Source organism: Flavobacterium aestivum, assembly GCF_026870175.2.
Taxonomy (GTDB): domain Bacteria; phylum Bacteroidota; class Bacteroidia; order Flavobacteriales; family Flavobacteriaceae; genus Flavobacterium; species Flavobacterium aestivum.
In genome coordinates this window covers 2222115-2247340 of record NZ_CP113977.2, presented here as the reverse complement: position 1 = coordinate 2247340, position 25226 = coordinate 2222115, and the positions used below count along the sequence as shown (strand labels likewise).

General features: G+C 32.4%; 23 protein-coding genes. 9 read left to right on the top strand and 14 right to left on the bottom strand.

Annotated elements, in window-relative coordinates:
- Positions 1-36: 36 nt before the first annotated feature.
- From OZP08_RS09675 to guaA, 8 genes are all read right to left on the bottom strand, one after another.
- Positions 37-753 carry a toxin-antitoxin system YwqK family antitoxin gene (locus OZP08_RS09675; RefSeq protein ID WP_281323581.1) on the bottom strand — a complete coding sequence of 239 codons (717 nt, stop codon included), beginning with the start codon at positions 751-753 and terminating at the stop codon, positions 37-39.
- Positions 754-918: 165 nt separating this feature from the next.
- On the bottom strand, positions 919-2811 hold the full coding sequence (yidC, locus tag OZP08_RS09670; protein ID WP_281323580.1) for a membrane protein insertase YidC: 1893 nt from the start codon (positions 2809-2811) through the stop codon (positions 919-921).
- A gap of 142 nt (positions 2812-2953) precedes the next feature.
- Positions 2954-4567 (bottom strand): CTP synthase, encoded by a 1614-nt coding sequence (pyrG, locus tag OZP08_RS09665; RefSeq protein ID WP_281323579.1) that lies wholly within the window; start codon positions 4565-4567, stop codon positions 2954-2956.
- Positions 4568-4835: 268 nt separating this feature from the next.
- Positions 4836-5066 carry a DUF3820 family protein gene (locus OZP08_RS09660; RefSeq protein ID WP_077377026.1) on the bottom strand — a complete coding sequence of 77 codons (231 nt, stop codon included), beginning with the start codon at positions 5064-5066 and terminating at the stop codon, positions 4836-4838.
- Between the two features lie 86 nt (positions 5067-5152).
- Complete coding sequence (locus OZP08_RS09655) at positions 5153-5554, bottom strand: OsmC family protein (RefSeq protein ID WP_268845888.1); 402 nt, start codon at positions 5552-5554, stop codon at positions 5153-5155.
- A gap of 66 nt (positions 5555-5620) precedes the next feature.
- Complete coding sequence (locus OZP08_RS09650; protein ID WP_281323578.1) at positions 5621-7564, bottom strand: PBP1 and LysM peptidoglycan-binding domain-containing protein; 1944 nt, start codon at positions 7562-7564, stop codon at positions 5621-5623.
- A gap of 174 nt (positions 7565-7738) precedes the next feature.
- Positions 7739-9640 (bottom strand): lytic transglycosylase, encoded by a 1902-nt coding sequence (locus tag OZP08_RS09645; RefSeq protein WP_281323577.1) that lies wholly within the window; start codon positions 9638-9640, stop codon positions 7739-7741.
- A gap of 59 nt (positions 9641-9699) precedes the next feature.
- Positions 9700-11229: a glutamine-hydrolyzing GMP synthase gene (guaA, locus tag OZP08_RS09640; RefSeq protein WP_268845885.1), complete on the bottom strand. Its 1530-nt coding sequence runs from the start codon at positions 11227-11229 to the stop codon at positions 9700-9702.
- Between the two features lie 327 nt (positions 11230-11556).
- On the opposite strand from guaA, the gene OZP08_RS09635 reads away from it, so the two are divergent.
- Complete coding sequence (locus tag OZP08_RS09635) at positions 11557-12084, top strand: hypothetical protein (protein WP_268845884.1); 528 nt, start codon at positions 11557-11559, stop codon at positions 12082-12084.
- Between the two features lie 74 nt (positions 12085-12158).
- On the opposite strand, the gene OZP08_RS09630 is transcribed toward OZP08_RS09635, so the two are convergent.
- Positions 12159-12800, bottom strand: a complete 642-nt coding sequence (locus tag OZP08_RS09630; RefSeq protein ID WP_268845883.1) for a hypothetical protein — start codon at positions 12798-12800, stop codon at positions 12159-12161.
- Positions 12801-13109: 309 nt separating this feature from the next.
- On the opposite strand from OZP08_RS09630, the gene OZP08_RS09625 reads away from it, so the two are divergent.
- The 7 genes from OZP08_RS09625 (at position 13110) to OZP08_RS09595 (ending at position 19623) form a co-directional block, all read left to right on the top strand.
- Positions 13110-13685 (top strand): hypothetical protein, encoded by a 576-nt coding sequence (locus OZP08_RS09625; RefSeq protein WP_268845882.1) that lies wholly within the window; start codon positions 13110-13112, stop codon positions 13683-13685.
- Positions 13686-13854: 169 nt separating this feature from the next.
- Positions 13855-14241, top strand: a complete 387-nt coding sequence (locus tag OZP08_RS09620) for a RidA family protein (RefSeq protein ID WP_281323576.1) — start codon at positions 13855-13857, stop codon at positions 14239-14241.
- A 64-nt stretch (positions 14242-14305) separates the two neighbouring features.
- Entirely contained in the window at positions 14306-15562 is a 1257-nt protein-coding gene (locus tag OZP08_RS09615; RefSeq protein WP_281323575.1) for a voltage-gated chloride channel family protein, read from the top strand.
- 67 nt (positions 15563-15629) lie between these two features.
- Entirely contained in the window at positions 15630-16634 is a 1005-nt protein-coding gene (locus OZP08_RS09610; RefSeq protein WP_281323574.1) for a DHH family phosphoesterase, read from the top strand.
- A 6-nt stretch (positions 16635-16640) separates the two neighbouring features.
- Positions 16641-17264 carry a gliding motility-associated peptidyl-prolyl isomerase GldI gene (gene gldI / locus OZP08_RS09605; protein WP_268845881.1) on the top strand — a complete coding sequence of 208 codons (624 nt, stop codon included), beginning with the start codon at positions 16641-16643 and terminating at the stop codon, positions 17262-17264.
- Between the two features lie 9 nt (positions 17265-17273).
- A complete protein-coding gene (locus tag OZP08_RS09600) occupies positions 17274-18401 on the top strand; it encodes a peptidylprolyl isomerase (RefSeq protein WP_281323573.1) in 1128 nt (375 codons plus the stop codon).
- A 28-nt stretch (positions 18402-18429) separates the two neighbouring features.
- Entirely contained in the window at positions 18430-19623 is a 1194-nt protein-coding gene (locus OZP08_RS09595; protein ID WP_268845880.1) for a peptidylprolyl isomerase, read from the top strand.
- 95 nt (positions 19624-19718) lie between these two features.
- Here OZP08_RS09595 and OZP08_RS09590 read toward each other — a convergent pair whose 3' ends face one another.
- From OZP08_RS09590 to OZP08_RS09575, 4 genes are all read right to left on the bottom strand, one after another.
- The gene (locus OZP08_RS09590; protein WP_268845879.1) at positions 19719-20156 is read right to left on the bottom strand and encodes a hypothetical protein; all 438 of its coding nucleotides are present in this window, start codon (positions 20154-20156) and stop codon (positions 19719-19721) included.
- Positions 20157-20384: 228 nt separating this feature from the next.
- The gene (locus OZP08_RS09585) at positions 20385-20762 is read right to left on the bottom strand and encodes a DoxX family protein (RefSeq protein ID WP_268845878.1); all 378 of its coding nucleotides are present in this window, start codon (positions 20760-20762) and stop codon (positions 20385-20387) included.
- Between the two features lie 8 nt (positions 20763-20770).
- On the bottom strand, positions 20771-21235 hold the full coding sequence (locus OZP08_RS09580) for an SRPBCC family protein (RefSeq protein ID WP_268845877.1): 465 nt from the start codon (positions 21233-21235) through the stop codon (positions 20771-20773).
- The gene (locus OZP08_RS09575; protein ID WP_268845876.1) at positions 21235-21564 is read right to left on the bottom strand and encodes an ArsR/SmtB family transcription factor; all 330 of its coding nucleotides are present in this window, start codon (positions 21562-21564) and stop codon (positions 21235-21237) included. Before OZP08_RS09575 ends, OZP08_RS09580 begins: the two co-directional genes overlap by 1 nt.
- Before the next feature lie 778 nt (positions 21565-22342).
- Here OZP08_RS09575 and OZP08_RS09570 point away from each other — a divergent pair.
- A complete protein-coding gene (locus OZP08_RS09570) occupies positions 22343-24256 on the top strand; it encodes a tetratricopeptide repeat-containing sensor histidine kinase (protein ID WP_268845875.1) in 1914 nt (637 codons plus the stop codon).
- Between the two features lie 193 nt (positions 24257-24449).
- Here OZP08_RS09570 and OZP08_RS09565 read toward each other — a convergent pair whose 3' ends face one another.
- Positions 24450-25052 carry a GNAT family N-acetyltransferase gene (locus tag OZP08_RS09565; RefSeq protein WP_268845874.1) on the bottom strand — a complete coding sequence of 201 codons (603 nt, stop codon included), beginning with the start codon at positions 25050-25052 and terminating at the stop codon, positions 24450-24452.
- Between the last annotated feature and the right edge of the window lie 174 nt (positions 25053-25226).

The window sequence follows — 25226 nt, the reverse complement described above, 5'->3', positions numbered from 1 at the left end:
ACTAATATGAGGAATCTGCTATCAATTCCGTAAAAACTAATCCTTTTTTACTTTATCTCTTTTTAGCATTGGCTTTTTAGGTTTGTTCATATCTTCCTCACTTGATAATTTACCATTTATAAAAAACTGCCATTTTCCAACTTTCTTACCGTCTTTAAACTTTCCTTTGGCAATAACCAAATCATTAGGATCTTTATAGACAGCATCACCATCATATTCTCCATTTTTAAAGAATGTGTTTTCTAAAACGATTCCGTTTTCTGAATACTTTTTATAAACGCCTTCTTTCAAGCCATTCTTATAATTTACCTCGTCAACCACTTTCCCACTTGGGTAATAAACGGTACGCATGCCTTCTAAATTCCCTTTTTTATAGTTTTCCAATGTCATAATAACTTTTGAGCTTTTATGGTAATACTTCCATTGGCCTTCACGCAATCTATTAATCTCTTTACCTTCGCTAACCACATTTTTCTTTTGGTCATAAAAAATAGTATAGCATGAATTTTCTTTAGGATTAAATTCTCTGGTTGCTATAATAGATTTTGCTTTGGTATCATCAAAAAAATTAAAAACACCAACCTCTACATCGTGTTCAAAAGTTCCTTCATATCTAGGTCTTCCCGATTCCTCATAAACTCCTTTCCAAACACCGTGCTTTCTTCCCTTATCATCTAAAGCATTAAAATCGGTTTGGGCAAACATTGTTTGACAGCAAAGAAAAACAACAAATATTCTAAAAATAAAAGACATATTAATTTTATTTAAGTGATTCAAAAACAAATAAGTTTCTAATGTACTAAGATACTAAGTAACTGAGTCTCCCAAAAACTAGGGAACTAAAAAATTAGCCACGATTCGAAATTTATCGAGACGTGGCTAAAATCAATCTATTCAATGCGTGGTAAAAATCTTTATCTATTTCTTTTTGTCTCTAGCTTTTTGAGCTTCGGCTTGTTCCATAGCTTCTTGTAATCTCTGTTGGAATTTACCTGGCTTTTTAGGCTCTTTCAACTTGTTCTCTTGAATTTGAGCATGAATTTTATCAGAATCTACTATGTAATTTTTGATTACAAACATAATTCCAATAGTAATCAAGTTAGATATAAAGTTATACAAACTCAATCCTGCACCATAACTATTGAAGAAAATCAACATCATGATTGGTGAAATATAAATCATATACTTCATCATTTTGGCCATATCTGGCATTCCCTCTTGTTGAGGAGCCGCCATTTGTTGATCTCCAGAAGTCATTTTCATATAAAAGAAAATCGCTATGGCTGCCAAAATTGGGAACAAACTGATATGATCACCATATAATGGAATATGGAAAGGCAATTTATAAACAGAGTCAAATGAAGACAAGTCATCTGCCCATAAGAAACTTTTTTGTCTCAACTCAAAAGCTGATGGGAAAAACTGGAATGAAGCATACATAAATGGAATCTGAATCAAGGCTGGAATACATCCTGCCATAGGATTCACTCCTGCTTTAGAATACAGCTTCATCGTTTCTTGCTGCTTTTTCATTGGGTCTTTTTTGTATTTCTCACCCAATTCAGTAATATCTGGTCGCAATACTTTCATCTTGGCCTGAGACAAGAATGACTTATAAGTAATAGGCGACATCGCCAATTTAATGATAATAGTAAAAATGATAATCGCTATTCCGTAAGAAATATTACCACTTAAAAATCCGAATAACGGGATGAAAATAAATTTATTAATCCATCCAAAAAGTCCCCATCCTAATGGAACTATTTTTTCTATATCCTTATCATAAGCTTTTAAAGTAGTATAATCTGTTGGTCCAAAATACCAATTCATTTTATAATCTACTTCACCATTCTGGAAAGCTAGTGGAGCTGTCGCTTTAAGGTCTTTTATGAAAATAGTGTCTTTTGTTTCATCCAAAGCCAATTTATTTGACTTCAAGGATGTCTTTTCAAAAGGGGTATTCGTTAATAAAATAGATGCAAAAAAGTGTTGTTTGAAAGCAATATAATCTACTTTTTCAGGTGATTCTTCTTTGTCTTTTCCGTCAGACACATAATTATGCTTACCCTCTTCGTATTGATAACGAATTTCTGTAAAACGGTTTTCGTAGGCAATACTTTTTTCGCTTCTAAACGTTTTCATATTCCATTGCAAATCCAATGGCTTAGCTGTATTCAGAACTTTATTTAATCCTTGAGAACGAACATCAAAACCAACCATATAATCATTTGGCTTCAAGATGTACTTGTATTCCAGAAACTCATTGGCTCCAGCTTTCAATTTCATCGAAAGAATTTGATCTGCACCCACTTTAGACAATGAAGGTTCAAAATACAAGTCTTTTGTATTTAAAACTCTATTGTCATTTGTTTGCAATTGAATATTCAAATTAGCATTGTTATCTTTAATTAAAGAAACCAATTGCCCTGAATTTTTCTCAAATTTCTCAAATTTTTTCAAAGTCGCTTCAACGATATATCCACCTTTGTTCGCGATTTTTAGTAATACAAAATCATTTTCGATTGTTGTAACATCATTTTTCGCAGACGGTAAAGTCGCTGAATAAGCAAAACCTCCCAAAGTCTTTTGCAATTGAGCTAATTGTGTAGAATCTCCAGCTACAACTGCTGTAGGAGCGGCAAGTGCTTGTGCTGCTTTGGCTTTAGCTTCTTTTGCCAGCAATTCTTTTTTAGCCTTATCCGCAGCAATAGTTGCTTCTGAAGGTTTGTTTTGGTACATAATCCAAAGCAAAATACCAAAAATCAACACAAAACCTATAATCGAATTAAGGTCTAATTTTTTTTCTTCCATGTTTATTAATTGTTGTTTTTTTTCTTTCTAATTCAACCTCTTAATTAAGATGAATTAAATTCCATTTTTGTTAGTCATTAGAACATCTATATTGTTACATTCTGACTATTATAACCATCTAAAAAAAACTAATTATAATTTTTTATTTCTTTTTTGCCTTAACAGCTGCAGCTACAAAACTCACAAAAATTGGCTGTGGATTGGCCACTGTACTTTTGTATTCTGGATGATATTGTACACCAATAAAGAAAGGATGATCCGCTAATTCGACAATTTCTACCAAACCTGTATCTGGATTTACTCCAGAAGATATCAATCCTGCCTTTTCTAACTGATCAACATATTGATTATTGTATTCGTAACGGTGACGGTGACGCTCAGATATGGATGCTTTTCCATAAATTTTATAAGCCAATGTATCTGGCTTAATATCACATTTCCAAGCACCAAGACGCATTGTTCCTCCTTTATCAGTAACGTTCTTTTGGTCTTCCATTAAATTCACTACCGGATGTTTGGTATTCTCATTCATCTCAGTAGAGTTGGCGTCTGTATACCCTAATATATTTCTTGAATATTCGATAATTGCCATTTGCATACCCAAACAAATTCCAAAAAATGGAATTTTATTTTCACGGGCATAACGAATCGTTTCTATTTTACCTTCAATTCCTCTTTCTCCAAAACCTGGAGCAACTAGAATAGCATCTAAATCAGCTAACTTCTCTTTGATATTTTCTGAGTCTATAAATTCTGAATGTATAGAAATTACATTTACTTTGGTTTCATTAGCAGCACCTGCATGAATGAAAGCCTCAAGAATTGATTTGTAACAATCTTGCATTTCTACATATTTCCCAACCAAACCAATATTTACAGTATGTTTTGGTAACTTCAATCTGCGCAAGAACGTATTCCAGTTTTTTAAATCCGGAGCTGCTTTTTTAGGTAAATCCAATTTTTTCAATACTGCTATATCAAGTCCTTCTTCTAACATTAAATTAGGCACTTCATAAATAGTCGAAGCATCGATTGATTGAATAACAGCTTCTCTTTTTACATTACAAAACAAAGCCAATTTATTACGGATATCATCTGAAATTTCATGCTCTGTTCTACAAACTAAAATATCAGCTTTAATTCCGCTTTCCATCAAAGCTTTTACAGAATGCTGAGTTGGTTTAGTTTTTAATTCACCTGCGGCAGCCAAATAAGGCACTAAAGTTAAATGAATCACAGCAGCATTATTTTCGCCTAAATCCCAAACCAATTGACGAACTGATTCTATATATGGTAACGATTCTATATCTCCTACTGTACCACCAATCTCAGTGATGACAATATCATAATCACCTGATTGACCAAGCAATTGCATTCTCTCTTTAATTTCGTTGGTGATATGAGGTACAACCTGAACCGTTTTACCAAGAAATTCTCCTCTTCTTTCTTTTTCTATTACCGAAAGATAAATTCTACCTGTGGTAACATTATTGGCCTGTGATGTAGGAACATTCAAAAAACGCTCGTAATGCCCTAAATCCAAGTCTGTTTCTGCACCATCATCGGTTACATAACACTCTCCATGTTCATAAGGATTCAAAGTTCCCGGATCTACGTTAAGATACGGGTCAAATTTTTGAATAGTAGTTCTATAACCTCTTGCTTGTAACAATTTTGCCAAAGATGCCGCAATAATTCCTTTTCCTAAAGAAGAAGTCACACCGCCAGTAACAAAAATATATTTCGTTTGATTCATTATGTTGTTGTTTGTATATGTAGTTATGTAAAAAACGTGGCAAAAGTACAAATTTAATTGGAATACTAAACTCCCTAGACTATTAGATTTTTGGATTCTTCGATTTTTAAAATTCTTAGAATATTAGTCTTCTTAGAATCTTTGGATTTCTTTTAATATCCCTTAAAGAAAAATCAAAAAAAACCTAAACTTACTAAAACTTACTGCAATGCATAGAGAAATCTAAAAATCGAAGAATCCAAAAATCTAATGTTCCAAACTGCCTAAACTACGGTTTCGGGTATTTCTTTTTTATGTTCCGAATTAATTCTTCGAGTCCGTTGAGTTTTAACTCGTAAATTAGTTTCAATTGTTCGCCCAATTCTCCTTTAGGAAAACCTTTATTGCTGTACCAAACAATATAATATTCCGGAATATCAATCAGGAACCAACCTTCGTATTTACCAAAGGGCATTTTAGTATGCGCTAATTTTATGAGCTGTTTTTGGTTTTGATCCAAAGTAATAATGTTGTGAATTTTCTATTGTTTGTTTCCTGCTATAAATAATGAGAAGACATTGTAAAAACAGAAAACCTATAACCGAATTATTTCCAATTAAAAGTAATTCGTTTTTCTATATCCTCACTCAAACTCAAGAAAACCGGGCATGTCATTGCTGTTCTTTCCAGAATGGTTTTATCTTTAGGCTCCGAAACTCCTTGTATTTCAAGAACAACTTCTATCGCTCCTATGCATCTAGGCTCAGCCTTCATAATCTTGGTAACTTCAGCGGTTGATCCTTTTATGTCAACATTCATATCCCTTGCTTTTATTCCCATTACAGTCATCATACAACTAGCCAAAGCATTGGCTACTGTATCCGTTGGAGAAAAAGCCTCTCCTTTTCCGTTATTATCAACAGGAGCGTCTGATATAATTTCGCTTCCTGATTGTATGTGTATGGATGAAGTTCTTAAATCTCCTAAATAAGTTACTTTTGATGTCATTTTTTTTGAATTAATAAATTAATAGACTAAAGCTTAGAAAGATGTATCATTTTCTGAATACTACTCTTACTTCGCTTCTTTTATAGTTAAATCAGTATCATAATACAAAATGTAAGATCCTTTATTGGCATAACCTCCCTCATCTTTTTTATTGTATTCAAACTTATTTTCTACTTGCTCAGTAATCATCGTTTCGGCAGTTTCCTGATATGTTTTATCTTGTGACAAACGCATCATAGTATCAAAAACAATATCAAAACCACGAATAGCAAAAGCGCTAGGATTTACTCTATTCTTCGCTTTATAGCTCTTCATGAAAATTTGTGCCTCTGGTGATATATTCTCCTTGGTTGCTGATGGATACATTAAATGCAGCTTCATTAAACTATCAAAACTGATTTCATCTGTATCCAGAGTTTCATTAGGCTCCAAAATTACCAATTGTAATTGATAATTAGCCATAGCGGCTAACATTGTAGTTATCGTATATTTTATCATGCCTGTATTTGACGTTTCTAAAATAACGTAGTTCATTTTGCCTTTTACCAATAATTTCTTGAATCCTTCAATATTCAGACCACCCGTTTCTGTCAATGGAGCGATTTTTATTTCTTTTTGATTTTCTGAAATGTATTTTCTGATTGTTTCTTTTTTCTTGTCAATTACTGCAATTATATTTCCTTGTTTCGCATTTAAAAAGTCGAACATGGCTGTTTTTAAAACTGACGTAGGAACAATCGATTGGTATAAGTTGTCAAAAGGATTTCCTGCATCTTTTGACAATGGCGAAATTACAGGAACATTATTCTGAGCAAACAAGCCAGCCGTTTTCTCTACATTACTTTGATAAAACGGACCAATAACAGCATCTGCATTTTCTAAATGATTTTCTTTAAAAATAGTGGCAACATTAGAAGTTGTTTTGGTTTCATTAGAATCAAAAACTTTCACGTCTACAGAAAGTCCAATTTGTTTAGCAGAATCAATAGCAACCAAAGCACCCGAATAAAAATCTAATGTCATATTAAGGAACTTATCATTCTTTAATCGATTTGCGGTAGAATTTATCGTGTCTGATTCATTTTTAGCTATGTTAAAAGGCAATAGCAATACCAAGCTTTTTTTGTCTCCACTATTTTTTTGAGACAATACCACTTTTTGCTTAACCGAATTTGCTGCAATCTGATTTGATTTTGATGGCACTTTCAACACCATCCCTTCTTCAACCCCTCCAGACAAAGCAGGATTAAGTTCTATTAATTGCTGTTGTGTCAATCCAAACATTTTAGACAAACTATAAAATGTTTCTTTAGCTTTTACCGTATAGTCAACATAGGTTATTTCTTTTACAGCTTTTGATGCAATTGGCTTACTGTTTTCCACTTTTTCATCTGGAGTAACAACTTTAGCAACAGGTTTAGGTCCATTTCCTTTTATCAGTAATTGATATCCAACCGGCAAATTCTCAACTATTTCAGGGTTTCTTTTTTCAAGTTCTTCAATAGTTATATCATATTGTTTGGCTATTGAGTATTTTGTTTCCTTTGCGAGTACTGTATGATAAACGGTAACATTCTTGCTAACAGTAGTTGTTTTCAAACCATTTTTTGAAGGTATATTCAAAATTTGTCCAACTTGTAATCCGTTTTTTTCTAGATCTGGATTGGCTTTTTTCAAAGCTTCATCTGTAACATCATATTTTTTTTCGATACCAAATAAAGTTTCCTTAGCCTGAACTTGATGTGTTTTAGGAAGTTCCTTTGCAACTTTAGGCGAATTTGCATTACTTTTTCCAGTACTTTTAGGAATTAACAATACACTATTCGGCTTCAATCCATTTTGAGCATCCGGATTGAGTTTATAAATATCTAATGGAGTGACTTTAAATTTTTGTGCAATTTGGTTTATCGTTTCTCCTTTGCCTACCACATATTTATCAATCTTATTCTGGGCAAAACCAGATATAGAAACTAAAAAAATAGAGCAAAATAATACTGAAAAATATTTCATACGTAAATAATATTGTTTTTTTTTAAACACTCCCAATAAAATCAGGACGAGTCATATCGTTATTCTTTTTAGAACAATAACGATTTTACACTAGGTTAATTATATTTATATTTTTGGAATTTTAGCAAAAATACTACTGTTGTTTACAATAGTATCTCCTTAGCCTGTTAATTATTACTTAATATCATTTCCGTTTAGCACGTTTACAACTGTCATTTTTCCAAAAAGTGGTTTTCCTTGTTTTTGAATGCATTCATAAACTGCTTCCTCTTTTGATGAAAAATAATTAGAATACACATCATAGGATAAGACATTGAGATTATAAAAGAAATTGGCGTTCAAAGATCCTGAATCTGTCAATTTCATAATAAGAGCATCCCTTTCTTTTGCATCCTGATACACTCCCAAAACGACATAATACCCAGCTTTGACTTCTTTGAGATTATCCAACGTTTCTATTTTAATCCCTTTTACTTTAGCAGGCTGTTTCGCTAATTCTTTTTTGATTTGATCTAAGGTTAGAGATTTGGCAGCTACACCACTTTTAGCCTTTGTCTGAGTTTCATAGGCTTTGTTTTGATAGTTTTGTATTTTTACTTTTGCCAGATTATCATCAATATTTCTAGCTTGTTTGCTATAAAAAGTTGCCTTACTTATATGCAATCTCAACTCTGATTTACTTTCATTGTTTAATGAATCCAGTTTTGTGATTAGCCTCATGTTCTTTAAATCTCGAACACGTTGCTCCATTTCCATATTTTTCAAATCCACAGGAGTCAATTTTACTGCTTTTGCTTCTGTTGGCTTTGCTTTACTGTTATCACGAATGCTTTTCTTATATTCTTGATTTTCTTCTACTACAATTCGCTCTGCTTTATCCATTAAACCAGAATAGGCTTTCCTGTTATCAGCTAATTGTTTTTTTAACTGATGTGAAAGTTCGTTGGTTTTATTAATATTTTCATTCGATATTTTTTGCAAGCGAATGGATTCGTCTAAATCAACTAATTCAGTTTTTTTCAATTGCATTAAATCTTCATTCATTGTACTTACCAATGAATCCAGTTTAACCAAAAGAATTTCTTGAATATTTTTATTGGCTTCTATAACTAATTTTAGTTTTTCTGCAGAGCCTTCTTTTGTGTTTTCAATTTCCTTTAAGTCGACCAAAAGACCATTCACTTTGATAACCTTTTGATTGATCTGGTCTTGTAAAGCTAATTTCTCTTTCAGGGTTTTGATTTCTTGTGTATTGGCTTTCGTTTTCTCAACAACAACTTGTTTTTCAGCCAAAGCCAGCATCAACTCTTCGTTTTCATTCGTTGGCTTTACTTCCTTAACATTTATTGCCAATTTATTTCCTTCTATCAATCCGTTTACGATTTCAGGATTTTGTGATTCTAATTGCTCTATGGTTATACCAAACTTTTTTGCGATAGAATACTTAGTTTCTTTAGATTGCACGGTATAGAAAACAGTTTCGGCATTTATAACCCTCACTCTACCGTCTAGTGTTTTCTTTTTATTTGGAATATTTATTTCCTGACCTACTTGCAAACCATTTTTAATGATTTCTGTATTTGCTTTATCTAAGTCTTCTACAGAAACATTATAAAGCCTTGCAATACTAAACAAGGATTCCTTTGCAATAACTGTATGTTTTGTTTTTGCTACTGAAGTTTCAGTTTTTTGATCTGATTCTTGTGGGATTACCAATTCTTGTCCTACTTGCAAACCATTTACAAGTGCAGATGCATTGGCATTTTGAATCGTTTCTACTTTTACATTGTATTTAGTCGCTAAACCAAATAGAGTTTCTTTTGGTGCTACAATATGAGTGATTGAGTTTTTAGGTTTCTGAATTAACTCCGGAACTAAGATAACTTGATTTTCAGCAATTCCATTTTGAGTTTCCGGATTCAATCTATAAATTTCAGATGGAGAGGTTTTGTATTTTTGGGCAATTTGGGTTATTGTTTCTCCTTTTAAAACAGTATGTTTTGTTGCGGATTCTTGACCAAAAGTAACATTAGAAATAAAACCAATAAAAAATAAAACTCTTAAAAAATCTCTCATAAATACAGTTTAAAAAATTAAGTCGTTACAAATGTAACGACTTAAAATTAAAAATAATATTATTCCCACTCAATTGTTGCAGGTGGTTTTGAACTAATATCGTAAACTACTCTATTAACTCCTTTTACTTTATTGATGATATCATTAGACACTTTCATTAAGAAATCATAAGGAAGGTGTACCCAGTCTGCAGTCATTCCATCTGTAGATTCTACAGCACGAAGTGCAACCACTTTCTCGTATGTACGCTCATCACCCATAACTCCAACGCTATTTACAGGAAGCAAAATTGCTCCTGCCTGCCAAACTTTATCATACAATCCCCAAGATTTTAATCCGTCGATAAAAACTTTATCTACATCTTGTAAAATTTGCACTTTCTCTGGCGTAATGTCTCCTAAAATTCTAATAGATAACCCAGGTCCCGGGAAAGGGTGTCTACCTAATAATTCCGGATCTATTCCTAATGTTGCCCCTACTCTACGTACTTCATCTTTGAAAAGCATACGCAATGGTTCAACAATTTTTAATTTCATATAATCTGGCAAACCACCCACATTATGGTGTGATTTAATTGTTGCCGATGGACCTTTTACCGAAACTGATTCAATTACATCAGGGTAAATAGTTCCTTGTGCCAACCATTTTACATCCTCGAGCAAATGTGATTCATCATCAAATACTTCGATAAAGACACGGCCAATGATTTTTCGTTTGGTTTCTGGATCACTAACTCCTGCTAATTCAGATAAAAAGCGATCTCCTGCATCTACTCCTTTTACGTTTAGCCCCATTCCTTTGTATTGATTCAATACATTCTCGAATTCGCCTTTACGAAGCAATCCGTTATTAACAAAAATACAATATAGGTTTTTACCAATAGCTTGATTCAATAAAACAGCAGCTACTGTTGAGTCTACTCCTCCTGAAAGTCCCAAAACAACTTTATCGTCTTGGATTTTCTCTTTCAATTCAGCCACCATTTCTTCAACAAAAGCATTTGGTGTGAAATTTTGAGGAACGTCTGCAATTTTTACTAAAAAGTTCTCCAACATTTGTTTTCCATCTGTTGAGTGAAAAACTTCTGGGTGATATTGAATAGCATATGTAGTTTCTCCTTCTATTTTATAAGCAGCAAATTCTACATCGTGAGTACTGGCTAATTTTACACCATTGGTTGGCAAAGCCTTAATACTATCGCTATGACTCATCCAAACTTGACTGTTTTCTGAAACACCATCAAAGAAAACTTCGTTCTCCTTAATATAAGACAAATTGGCTCTACCATATTCTCTAGTATTCGAAGCTGCTACTTCCCCACCACTAAAATGAGATAAGTATTGTGCTCCGTAACAAACTGCTAACATAGGCAGCTTTCCTCTAATTTGAGATAAATCAGGGTGTGGTGCATCCTCTGAACGAACAGAAAATGGACTTCCTCCAAGAATTACGGCTTTATAACTTGATAAATCACTCGGAAAATGATTGTAAGGAAAAATTTCGCAGAATATATTTAATTCGCGAACTCTACGCGCAATAAGCTGAGTATATTGCGATCCGAAATCTAAAATAAGTACGTTGTGTTGCATGCGCAAAAATACTTTTTATATTTTGATTTCAAAAATTGAATTTCGAAAAATTTTAATTTCTTTTTAAAGAAGTAAGTCATTCTGTTTTCTCTTATTGACATTCGAAATATTTTAGTACATTTTTTTAGTTAAAATTAAAATGCTTTTGCTTTTAACAATCTGATAAAAGCCTTTATTCCTCAGTCTTACTTAGTTAATTCCTTAAAATTAGAATAGATAAATTTGCTTAAAATCACTTTTATGCTACTTTTGCAACAAGTATAACACCCAAAACAAAGCTATTTTTTTAAACTTAAATATAGCTTATTTTAAAAAAACCTACAGTTTATGAAAACAAAAGCAGTTATCGTTTTAGCATTTTTAGCCTTATTCATAGTATCATGCAATGAAGTGGATAAACTATTAACATTCTCCATTTCTAATCAGACTACATTTAAAATAAATAGTGGGCTACCTTTTAATTCTCCTTTTGAAGTACCAACACCAGATGTTACAACCAATTCTACATCCGAATTCAAGAATAACAATACTAATGTCAATTTAGTTAAAGATGTAAAACTTCAAGAATTAAAACTAAGTATAACAAATCCAGCTGATAAAACTTTTAGCTTCCTAAAATCAGTTCATATGTACATTTCTACCAATGCAGATGATGAAATTGAATTAGCATTTTTGGATGACATTAACTCAACCTCAAACACTATCAATCTAACTTGTACATCACAAAAATTAGACAAATACATCAAAGCTTCTAGCTACAAAATTAGAACCAAGGTAGTAACAAAAGAAACTCTTACTCAAGAAACAACAGTAAAAGCTGATATGAAATTCAAAGTCACAGCTGACCCTTTTTAATATTTCATTAAAAAAACCTTTGGGTGCAATTTATATAAAATAAATTGCACCCAACGGCTTTAAAATAGTTACAACTATTCTTTTACAAGGATAATAGATGCTTTAAAACCGGTTGCCAGGTTCCATTCGCTAGCCGAAACTAATTTTTCCTGATCATCATAAACCCTAAATTCTGCAGTGTTAGGTCCGGATTCCCCTTGATTTAAAGCTTCAAAATCAATTTTATTAAAGCCTTTTTCCAAAGTAATTTCAAATCCTTTAAAGTTACTGTCTAAATATACTTGTGTTTGAATTATCTTCCCGTTCAAATAAACACGTATTAAATCCCCATCTACAGATTGGGCATCTCTATACATCACTTTTGCCGAAAGGGATTGGGTCTTATAGGTTCCTAAACTTTGATTCCTACGGTATTCTATTCCTTCTTGCCTATCTGTTTTTCTATTCAATTTATCTCTTATTTCGTCACCCGGATTGATAAACTGATTTTGAGGAATCATAGAAATCTCGCTTGGTTTCCTTACCGGATAAGAAGACACAGGATCTGGCGCTGGTTTTATTATATCGGGGCTTTTATAAACATTAGGGGGTATAATTACCGGAAATTCATCTGTTGGCGGAGGCGTTGTTTTCTTTTCTGGTTTAGGAGTCGTATTAGATGGCGGAATAGCCTTAAATTTTTTACCCGACTCAAATTGAGCATAACTATTTGTCATGAAACCAATCAGAAAAATAAAAAAATAAAAATGCCTCATAGTATTCAAAAAATTGTTTCTCTATTTTTAAATATTTCCAAAAATAAAAAAACACATATTATAAAATCATAAAACTAACATAATTTATTTTCGATTGCTTGTTAACATATTCTAAATTTTTAGCTACAAAAAAATCCAATCAAAAAACTAAGCTTTTGGATCTACACAAATCCTTAACAATTTAATGCTTTTTTTTTCACACCCTTAATTTCGCTTGTCCTAATTTAAAATATAGATTTGAAAAAAAATAAATTGAATTAAAAATTAAAAATGAAGACTTTTATATTTAGCATTTATACTGTACTCTTTTTCCTGAATGTAAGCGGACAAACCAAAAATGATGTGCTTTTTCAAGCCAAAATAGAAAACCGAAATTGGGATCATCTCTATATAAAAGATACTGACTATAATACTGTACAAATAATCGACATCAATAACGAAGGCTATTTCAAAGATACTTTATCTGTACAAGACGGTTTGTATTTGCTTTTTGACGGAACGGAGTATTTTAAAATTTATCTTAAAAAAGGATATGATTTACAAATCACTATGGATGCCAATAATTTCAGGGAAACGATTCAATTTACAGGAATAGGATCCGATGTAAATAATTTTCTGGCCAAAGAATCGGCTATTGAAGTTGATTATGATTACGGTAAACTTTCAAATGAATTCAAAAGCAAAAAAATCAACAAAATAATAGCTGAAAAAGAAAATGCTGCCATCAAGAGATTAAAAGCCAACATCTCTTTTGACCCCGATTTTGTTGCATTAGAACTCAGCTCTTACAAATCCCATACGGACGAACTAAAAAAATATTATGGTGAACTCCGAGAAATGAATTAATACAGGAAATTAAAATATCATCTCCATTTTGTTATATAAAGATGAAATACCCCCCCCTGAAGACCTCTCCTATAAAAGAGGTCTTTTTTTTAATTCTAATTTTTATAAATTGCGAACTTTAACAGGAATTTTTATTAAATCGCTATTAACAAATTAAAAAACAAATTCAATGAAACGAGAAAACATCTTAAGCGGCTCTCCTTGGGAAGATAAAATGGGATATTGTCGTGCGGTTCGCATAGGAAACATCATCGAAGTATCTGGTACTGTTGCCATAATCGATGGTGAAAAAGTAAAAGCAGATGATGCCTACGCACAAACATTAAACATTTTAGAAAGAGTCGAAAAAGTTCTGGAAGATCTTAATGTAAGCATGCAAGACGTAATTCGTACTCGAATTTTCACTACAGATGTTTCTACTTTTGAGGACGTAGCAAGAGCTCATTCTTCTTTTTTTAAAGACATCAAACCAACAACAGGATTTTACGGCATCAGTCAATTGGTTGCTCCTGAATATTTGGTAGAAATCGAATTCACTGCTATTGCTTCTAAATAATTTTAAATTCAAACAGATTGTAATACTTTAGCAAAAAAAACTTCTCGCTTAATTATTGAATCTGATGAACTTTGGAAAAATAAAAAATTTAATGCCTATCACGCTCAAATGGTTTTTCATTTGTAGTTTGATAGGCATTTTTTCTGGGTCCGCATCAGCCATTTTTTTATTATCATTAGAATTTGTAACCCAATTCAGAAATCAAAATAATTGGATTATTTGGTTCTTACCCCTTGGAGGTCTACTTATTGGGTATCTCTATTTTTTTTATGATTCCAAAATAGCAAAAGGGAATAATCTATTACTGGAAGAATACAATAAACCCGACAAGAGAGTTCCATTTATGATGGCCCCATTGGTTCTTTTGGGCACATTAATCACACATCTTTTTGGAGGATCAGCAGGTAGAGAAGGTACGGCTGTACAAATGGGAGGTGCCATTGCTGATTTATGTACCGATATTTTCAAATTGGATAAATCCGAAAGAAGAACTTTGATTATACTGGGGATAAGTGCTGGTTTTGCTTCGGTTTTTGGAACACCATTGGCAGGAGCTATATTCGCTTTAGAAATTGTTCTTTTTAGCAAAATCAGTTTCAGAAGTAGTATTCTTTCTTTCTTTGTTGCCTATATTGCCTATTTTACTGTTGAATTTTGGGAAATAAAACACACCCATTACAGCATTCCTTCGGTACCCGAAATGACTTTTACCAATCTGTTTTGGATTCTAATTGCCAGTATTTTATTTGGATTTGCTGCCTTACTTTTTTCCAGAAGCACTCATTTTTGGGGAAAATCATTTTCTAACACTATAAAATATCCACCATTAAGACCTTTCATTGGCGGAATTATACTAGCGATCACAATATATTTTATTGGTACTACAAAATATATTGGTTTAGGAGTACCCATGATTGTTGATGCCTTTTCTATTCCTAATACTCCTTATGATTTTCTTTTAAAAATACTGTTTACCGGTTTTACACTTGGAGCAGGATTTAAAGGCGGCGAAGTTACTCCACTATTTTTTGTGGGAGCAACTTTAGGGAGTGCTTTGGCAGTTGTCATTCCTTTACCAGTTGCATTATTAGCCGGTATGGGATTTGTGGCCGTTTTTTCGGGAGCAACCCACACTCCTATTGCATGTACTGTAATGGGGCTGGAACTTTTTGGTATAAACAGCGGGATTTACATTGGTATTGCCTGCACAATAGCTTACTTTTTTTCAGGCTCTATCGGGATTTACAAATCACAAATTGTAAAAGGCCCTAAATCTGTTTTGTATCAAAGTATTAGAAGAAAAGGGCTGAAATACCTTTAATCTATATTTCTTTATAATTTCTTAAATATTTACAAGTTTTAGCTAAAAAACAGTAATTTCGCAACATATGAATACACTAGACATACAAGCGATACAGTTGTTATTAGCAACTCCTAAAAAAATTGCCATAATTCCGCATAGAGGCCCAGACGGAGACGCCATGGGTTCTACCTTAGCATTATATCATTTTTTACTAAAAAACAATCAACATCCGGTTGTGGTTTCCCCTAACGAGTTTCCAGATTTTCTAGCTTGGATGCCAGGCTCTGAAACCGTAAAAATATACGAAAAGGACAAAGAAAACTGCACAAAGATTCTTGAAGAGGCTGAACTGATTTTTACTTTAGATTTTAATGCTCTTCACCGAGTAGGCGAAATGGAACAAGTTCTGGAAAAATTAACCGTTCCGTTTATTATGATCGATCACCATCAATTACCTGATGGTTATGCTACTTACACTTATTCTGATGTAGCATTTGGTTCTACCTGTGAAATGGTTTATAACTTTATTTCTTTTTTAGATAAAAAGCAAGACATAGACAAAACTATAGCCACTTGTATCTATACTGGAATATTGACCGATTCTGGTTCATTTCGATTTCCAAAAACAACAGGAACAACTCATAGAATCATTGCAGAATTGATTGATCTTGGAGTAGAAAACACTCTAATTCCTACTTTACTTTTTGACAATAGTTCGTACAACCGTTTGCAATTATTGGGAAGAGCTCTTCAAAACATGAAAGTAATGATGGATCATAAAACATCTTATACTTCATTGACGCAAGAAGAATTAAATTCTTTTGATTACATAAAAGGTGACACCGAAGGGATTGTCAATTATGGATTAAGTATAAAAGGAATTGTTTTTACCGCAATTTTTATCGAAAATAAAGAAGAGGGAATCATTAAAATCTCTTTCAGATCCCAAGGTAATTTTGATGTAAATCAGTTTGCCAGAGACCACTTTCAAGGTGGTGGACATAGCAATGCAGCCGGAGGAAAATCAGTGGTTTCTATGGAGGAGACATTACTTAAATTTGAAAGTTTAGTACAAAATTTAAACATATAATAACCTATGAATTATTCAAAAATTATACTGATTGTACTCATTGCAACCGTTTCATTTACGAGTTGTAAGCAGCATCAAGAAGCGAGAAGGCCCGTTTCGCAATCTTCCGGAAGCTTTATGAAACAATCTATAGCCCGAAATAAAAAACTAATTGCCGGAGAAGAAGATCAAATTATTTCTCTCATAAAAAGCAATCCTGCCAAAAAATATATCGCTTCAAAAAAAGGATACTGGTATTATTATGAATCCAGAAATCTTACTGATAGCCTTACTCCAAAAAAAGGAGATATTGCTTTATTTGATTATGAGATAAAAGATTTAAAAGGCAATGTTATTTACTCTGAAGCAGAATTACAGCCTCAAGTATACAAAGTAGATAAACAAGAAATCATGATGGGATTACGTGATGGAATAAAACTGATGCGTAAAACCGAGAAAATAAACTTTCTTTTCACCTCTCACATGGGGTATGGTTTTCATGGTGACAATAACAAAATAGGAACCAATCAGCCTTTATCTTGCACAGTAACACTACGTGATTTCATGCCAGAAGCTGAGTATAACAAACAAAATCAAACGAATACAGCAATGAAAGAGCCTACAACATCAAAAGACTCTTTAACTAACTAAAAAGCAGAAATGAAAAAGAATATTTTATTTGTACTATTACTAACCGCTTCATTATTTTCCTGTAATAAAGAACATAGTAATTTACCCGACGGTCTATATGCTGAAATTGAAACCAACAAAGGAAACATATTACTAGAACTGGATTATAAAAAAGCTCCTGTTACTGTTGCAAACTTCATTACTTTGGCAGAAGGAGAAAATGATTTTATTACCAATGATACCCTTAAAGGAAAACCTTTCTATAACGGATTGAAATTTCACAGAGTTATAAAAGATTTTATGATTCAAGGAGGAGATCCTCTGGGAACGGGTTCTGGTGATACTGGTTATAAATTCAAAGATGAAATTACCGACTTAAGATTTGATAAAGGAGGAATTTTGGCTATGGCCAATAATGGACCTGGAACTAATAGCAGTCAATTTTTTATTACACATCTGGAAACGCCTTGGTTAGATGGTAAACACACTATTTTTGGTCATGTAGTAGATTATAATCTTGAAGTAGTTAACAAAATAGAACAAGACGATTTTATAAAAAGCGTAACCATTATTAGAAATGGTGAAGCAGCTAAGAAATTTGATGCCAAAAAAACTTTCTATGACTATTTTAGAATAGAATCTGAAAATCAAAAAAAGAAAGTAGCCGCAGAAGCCTTAGCAAAAAAAGAATATGAAGCTAAATACAAAGCCGTTTGCGATCAAAAAGTAGCTTATTTTGCAGGGTTGAAAAATAAATCAACCAAAACAGCAACTGGTCTTGAATACGTGATTACAAAAAAATCAGGTGGAAAAAAACCAGCCATGGGATCAATCGTTTACATTCATTACGCTGGATTTTTAGAAAACGGAACTTTGTTTGATTCAAGTCTTGAGGACGTGTCTAAAACCTTTGGAAAATTTGATCCGGCAAGAGCCGCAGCCAATGCCTATACACCAATTCCTTTTCAAGCAGGAAAAAAAGACGGTATGATTCCTGGTTTTATAGAAGGAATAGAAAAATTATCAATCGGAGATAAAGCAGTACTTTTTATCCCATCACATCTTGCTTATGGAGAAGCTGGGGCTGGTGATGTTATTCCGCCAAATACCAATATCATTTTTGAGATTCAATTAATGGATAAAATGCCAACTAAATAAAAACTAATAGAAACCTAAATTATATACAATGAAATCTAAAATCGTATTATTACTCTTTTTAGGGTTATTCAATTTACACGCACAAAACACGAAGAAGCCTGTTGCTGTAAAAAAAACAGGAACAGCTGTAAAAGCTCCTGTTGCCCAAGAAGGCATTTACGCCACTATTGCAACCAATAAAGGAAATATTACTCTTCAATTGTTTTATCAAAAAGCACCTGTTACAGTAGCCAATTTTATTTCGCTTGCTGAGGGGAAAAACCCATTTGTAACAAATGAAAAACTAAAAGGAAAACCATTTTTTGATGGATTGAAATTTCACAGAGTTATCAAAGATTTTATGATACAAGGAGGAGATCCTTTAGGTAACGGAACAGGTGGTCCTGGATATGATTTCAAAGATGAGTTTAACGATTCTAAATTTGACAAAGCTGGTATCCTTGCAATGGCAAATTCTGGTCCTGCGACTAACGGAAGTCAATTTTTCATAACGCATAAAGACACCCCTTGGTTGAACGGAAAACACACTATTTACGGTCAAGTAACACAAGGTATGGATGTTGTTAATGCAATAGTACAAGATGATGTAATCACAAAAATTACTATCACCAGAAAAGGAGATTCTGCTAAAAATTTTGATGCCGTAAAAGTATTCTCAGATTATTTTAACAACAAAGCCGAAGATCAAAAAAAGCAAGCAATTATTGATGCGGAAAATAAAAAGAAACAAGCCGCTATAGATGCTGAAGCAAAAAAAGTATACCTAGCAACTTACGCACCAGTTATTAAAGCAAAATCAGCTTATATTGCAGCCGAAAAAGCAAAAGCAACTACTTCATCAACTGGATTAGCCTATAGCGTAATCACTAAAGGAACTGGAGTAAAACCGGCAGATGGATCGACTTTCTATTTTAAATACTCAGGTTACTTTGAAGACGGGACATTATTTGATAGTGCCTATGAGGAAGTTGCCAAAGCCTATGGAAAATTTGACGCCAATAGAGCTACTCAAAACGGATACTCTCGTTTCCCTTTTCAAGCTGGTAGAAAAGATGGTATGATTCCAGGATTTATAGAAGGTCTTAGTAATATGTCTTATGGAGAGAAAGCAATCATTTTCATCCCATCTAATTTGGCTTATGGCGAAAGAGGTGCAGGTGGTGTAATACCTCCAAATACCAATTTAATTTTTGAATTGGAAATGTTTGAAAAACAACAATAAGAAGCATTCAGCTTATTAGTCTGAAACTAAAAATTACCCATAAAAAAACCCGGCTAGTTTATTACTTGCCGGGTTTTCTTTTTTAAAGGACTATTTTATTTCTTAAACTTCCACTCAAATTCGTCTTTATCATTGATTATTGCTCCAATTTCGAATTTTACCACTTCTTCAAATTCTGTTTGAAGAATTATCCAATTCTCTTCATTAAAGTAGTTCTCAAAAGTATCAAACTCTTCTTGTGTAAATTTAGTTATACCTTTCTTGCTCAAATCATTTTTGACAACAGCAATTTTTTTGTTGATTATTTTATTACCAAACAACTCTAAATCTGGACTTGAAGCCACTAAATATCCTAATTTCAGTTCTTCATCTTTATAAAATGTCAAACGTATTTTAAGCGTATTATAGGCAAAAATTACATTATCGTCTTCGTCTTTGTAATTTCTATCAGGCTTACCATAAATAGCAATAACATCATTTTGCTTCATTCCAAAAATGAGCTTATCAATTCCGATTTTAGGGTTTATTTTCATCTAAGTTGTTTTTTATTCTAATTGTACAGCTACAAAGGTATCCTTTTTAAGTTAGAAGGATAATTTAAAATATAAAAACATAAAAAGATTCTTAATTCTAATAAACGGTATTACCCTATCGCTATATAGCTAGACGAAATAGCGGAAATAGAATTACAAATGTTCCATTTTGCACAAAAGAACTTCCGTTGAATTTAGCTCTAAATCCGCCATTTTGCCAAACAACTGTTAGCCGTTTGTTGTTATTCTTCTTGTAGCTGGTCTTAAATACCAAGAACAAACTGCTAAACTTGCGATTATTAATGGTACAATAATATGAAATGTACTGTCATTTACTGCAATGTGCGAAATAGAAGCTCCTGTCATTGCAAAGAAAACACCTGCATAAGCCCATTCTTTTAGTAATGGAAATTTAGGAATTACGATTGCAATAATTGCCATTATTTTCCAAAACCCAATTACTGAAATAAAGTAAGTTGGGTAACCTAATTTTACAAAACCATCAACTACTTCTTTCACTTGAAACAATTGTCCAATTCCGCCAAGCATACAAAAGCAAAGTAAGATTGTAGTAGTCCAATAACCGATTTTTTTATTCTTTTCCATTTTTATATTTATTTATTGATTTTTAATGTTTCTTCAAGTCTGTCGTGTGCCATATTTAGTCCGTTTGCAAATGGCATTTTCAATTGTTCGGCTCTGTGTTGTTCAGATTTGTAAACAATGTGCATAGTCAGTTTGCTTTTTTCGTCTGTTAGTTTTTCAAAATCTAAAAATTCGAGTTGCACACCAATTGGCATATTTTCCATTTCAAAAGTTCTAACAATTCTTTCGTTTGGTAAAACCGAATGAATAGTTCCGTTGGCTCTAAAAACCACATTACCGTTGTAAGAGGTTTCAAATTGATAACTTCCGTGATCTTTGTTTTCCAATTTCAGCACTTTAGTTCCCATCCATTGTTCTACCAATTCAGCTTCTGAATATGCTTTGAAAAGTAAATCCAACGGCAAGTCGAACTCTCTTGTTATCACTAAATCCTGTCTGCCTTCTTCTGCTTTAATTTTTGTTTTTTGTTCCATTATTTATTAATTTTTGATTGATAATTCTTCATTACGTCTTCTAGTTTGTTAAACCTGCTCTCCCACATTAGTCGGAAAGGTTCTAAAAAATCGGCGATTTCTTTCATTTTGTTTACATTTATTTGATAGTGGATTTCTCTGCCGTTTTGTTCTTGTTTCAGCAGTTCGCATTCTGTAAGTATCTGCAAGTGTTTGGAAACAGTTGGTCTTGCAGTATCAAAGTTGGAAGCAATTGCACCAGCTGTCATTGTCTGGGTTGTCAATAATAGCAGTATTGCCCTTCTTGTCGGATCTGAAATAGCTTGAAATACGTCTCGTCTTAAATTCATTGTGTAGTTATTTGACTGCAAATATATGTGTAGTTATTTGACTACGCAAATTTTTTTACGTTTTTTTTTACATTTTTTTATCAAGTGGTCAAAAATAGGAATGATTTTCGGTTGTCTTGGCGGTTATACAATGACCTCTAACACCTTAATTTCTAAATCATAAGATAAATTTACAGAAAAAAATGCTCTTACGTTAAAGCTAAAAGCGAATTATCAAAAGTAATCCCCTTACAAGATGCATATTATGGTGTTTTTAATCGGCAAAAACATATCTTTTAACTTTATTTTAAATTCGACCAAAGCTTTTTAGATTTATCTTTGCGAAAATTCAAAAAAACAGAACCTATTATATTCTAGCATTTTAAATCAATGATTAGACATTATAGGCTAACTAACATAACATTATTTAAAATCTTAAAATAGAAAATGACTAACGAAAAACACGTCTATAAACTTTGATTACATCAGCGATTACAAAACTCACCTAGTTTTTCAAGTTGTATCTATCTAAAAAAGACAATCCAATTGCTTATAATAAGAATGAAATTATTTCACGAATTAACTCCCCAAAAAAGATATATTATTCTCTGCTTATAATTCATGAAATTCCATTAATGGATTTCTTGGGTTAGCCCAACTATTGGCAATGACGTAAAAAAATATATCTGGTGAGAAGATTTAATTTCAATATGGGTAGCTAGCTAAGACAAAAAAGGAACAACTTTTGATATGAGTTTGTCAATAGAGCTAACAATTACCTTATATAAAACAAATAGTAATGAAAAAATATATTTTATTTTTCTTAATTCTTACAATCAATTTTTCTTTTTCTCAGAAGAGCAAAGAGCAAAAAATTGATTCTCTAAAAATAGAATTAAGTCATTCTAAAGAAGATACTCTAAAAGCAAAAACACTTAACGATTTATCATCCTCTTACTATTATATAAATTCAGGTTTAAGCTTTAAGTACGCTAAATCAGCTCTAGCTCTTTCACAGAAAACCCGTTATAAAAAAGGGACCGGAAATGCTTATTACAATATAGGAATATATTATTGGCTAAAATCCGATTACCCAAAAGCTTTAAATTATATATATAAAGCCCTAAAAATCCATGAAGACATAAATAATAAAAAAGGGATATCCAATTGTAACAATGGCCTTGGAACAATTTATGTAGAATTCAAAAATTACAAACTGGCACTTGCCTATTACAACAAAGCATTAAAAGTAAGTCAGGAAATAAATGACCAAAAAACAGTTGGCATCTATTTAAACAACATAGGAGATGTTTATTTAAGAATGAAAGACTATCAAAAAGCATTGCGCTATTTTGATAAAGCATCCAAACTAAACATATTAAACAACAACAGTTTTGAAACTGGGTTAAACTACACCAATATTGGTATTACCTACAACTTCTTAAAACAATATAAAAAATCTATAGAAGCAATCAATAAATCCATTATAATCAATAAAAATGACACTAGTTTATACAATGGATTTAACAAAATAGAATTAGGGAAGTCTTATTATTTTTTGGCCTTAGAAGAGCCTAATAAAGCAAATAAGGAAAAACTATTGCAAGAATCACTGGATTACGTAAATGAATCAATGACGTTTTTTAGAAAACACGAATCCTTAATCGATATCAGAGACGCTTATCTGTATCTATCCAAAATAAAAAAGGCTCAAAACAAACACCAAGAAGCCTTATATTTTTACGAAAAGAATACCAATCTTAATGACTCTATTTTCTCTAATAAAAACAAAACCCAAATATCACTTCTAAAATCACAAAGAGAAATAGAATTAAGAGACAAAAAAATTGAAATTCAGGAGCTCAAAATAAAGAATGCTTCCCGAAAAGTATATCTATTGATTACCATCACCGTTGCAGTAATTATTTTGTCAGGATTGTTTTTATACCTATACCTTTCTAAAAGAAAATCAAACCGATTGCTTAATGACAAAAACAAAATAATTTCTACAATCAATAATCAAAAAGACAAATTCTTTTCTATTATCGCTCACGACTTAAGAGGACCATTTAATGGATTTCTTGGATTATCCGAATTATTGGCTGAAGATCTTGACAATATGACTAAAGAAGAAATCCAGTTTGCTGCAGCAAGTATGAAGAATTCTGCGGCCAATTTGTTTCAACTTTTAGAAAACTTACTGGAATGGTCCAGAATGGAGCAAGGCTTGATACCATTTGTACCTAAGGAAAAATTACTGTTACCAATAGTAACAGAATGCATGGCTACAATACAAGATGCTGCCAACAATAAAGAAATTGAAATCAATATTAATATTCCAGAAGACACAACCATTTTTGCTGATATTAATAGTATACATTCCGTGATTAGAAACCTATTATCTAACGCTGTAAAATTTACTCCCAAAAAAGGAAGCATACTCATACAGGCCAACGAAGAAGGAGAAAACACCACTATTTCCATTGCCGATACAGGAATAGGTATGAATGAAAAAATGATTGGGAATTTATTTAGGCTAGATGTTCAAACCAATAGAATTGGTACCAATAATGAACCGAGTACCGGTTTAGGATTAATCCTTTGTAAAGAATTTGTAGAAAAAGACGGAGGTCAAATTTGGGTAGAGAGCGAAGAAGGAAAAGGAACTACATTTTATATTAGCATTCCTAACGAAAAACAAGCTCAACAATAAACCAAAAGTGAATTGTAACCATAGAAAATTGAAAAACAAAATATAGTATAGACAATTTATTAAGTCTGTTACAAAAAAAACATATAAGATCATTTAAGCCAGGTTCCAGTTAACCTATATCTTCACATGATACTTATATGTTTTTTTTATTTTTTGAGAGTCTACTTTATCTAATAGTGATTGTGAAAAGCAATTATAATTTTGCTTTCAAATTTGCTTTTACCTCATTAAACCATTCCTCTTTTAGGATACTCAAAATGATGCTGTCTCGACGCGCATCACTCCCTAAAGTAGGCATATGGCTTCTCAAAACGCCTTCGACTTTACAACCAATACTTTTCATGGCAGCTATGCTCCTAAGATTATTATTATCTGCTCGGAATTCTACTCTTTCAACCCCAAGTGTTTCAAAAGCATATTGCAATAAAAGATATTTACAATGTTTATTGAGTCCTGTACCCCTGAATGCTTTTCCATACCAAGTGTACCCTAACTGCAACGTTTTGAAATTAAGGTTTATATCATAAAACCTGGTGCTTCCTGCATACTTCCCTGATTTTTTATCTAAAACAATAAAGGGAAATTCAGTTTTATTTTCTCTGGCTTTTAGTGCTATTTGAATATAATTTTCCAGATTTTCCTTTCCGTTTGCACGGACTAAAGAATACTCCCAGGTTTCGGGTTCATTAAGGGAAATATCTAATAGATTATCAACATCGGTTTCTTGCAAAGAACGAAGTAAAACAACCTCGTCCTCGAGTACAACTTCTTGAGGGAATTGAAAAGTAGGGTTCATTATTTTTTTTAGCTAAAATATAAAAAAAAGACTAATAACAACTATTCAGCAAATAATCACTGGCATCTTAACTCAGATTACTGCTACCCGCTTAAAATGAAAAACCCACAACATAAAAAACTGATTTTTCATGTTGTGGGCTTGTAACGAATAACTGGATTAGCTCCTAAAAAT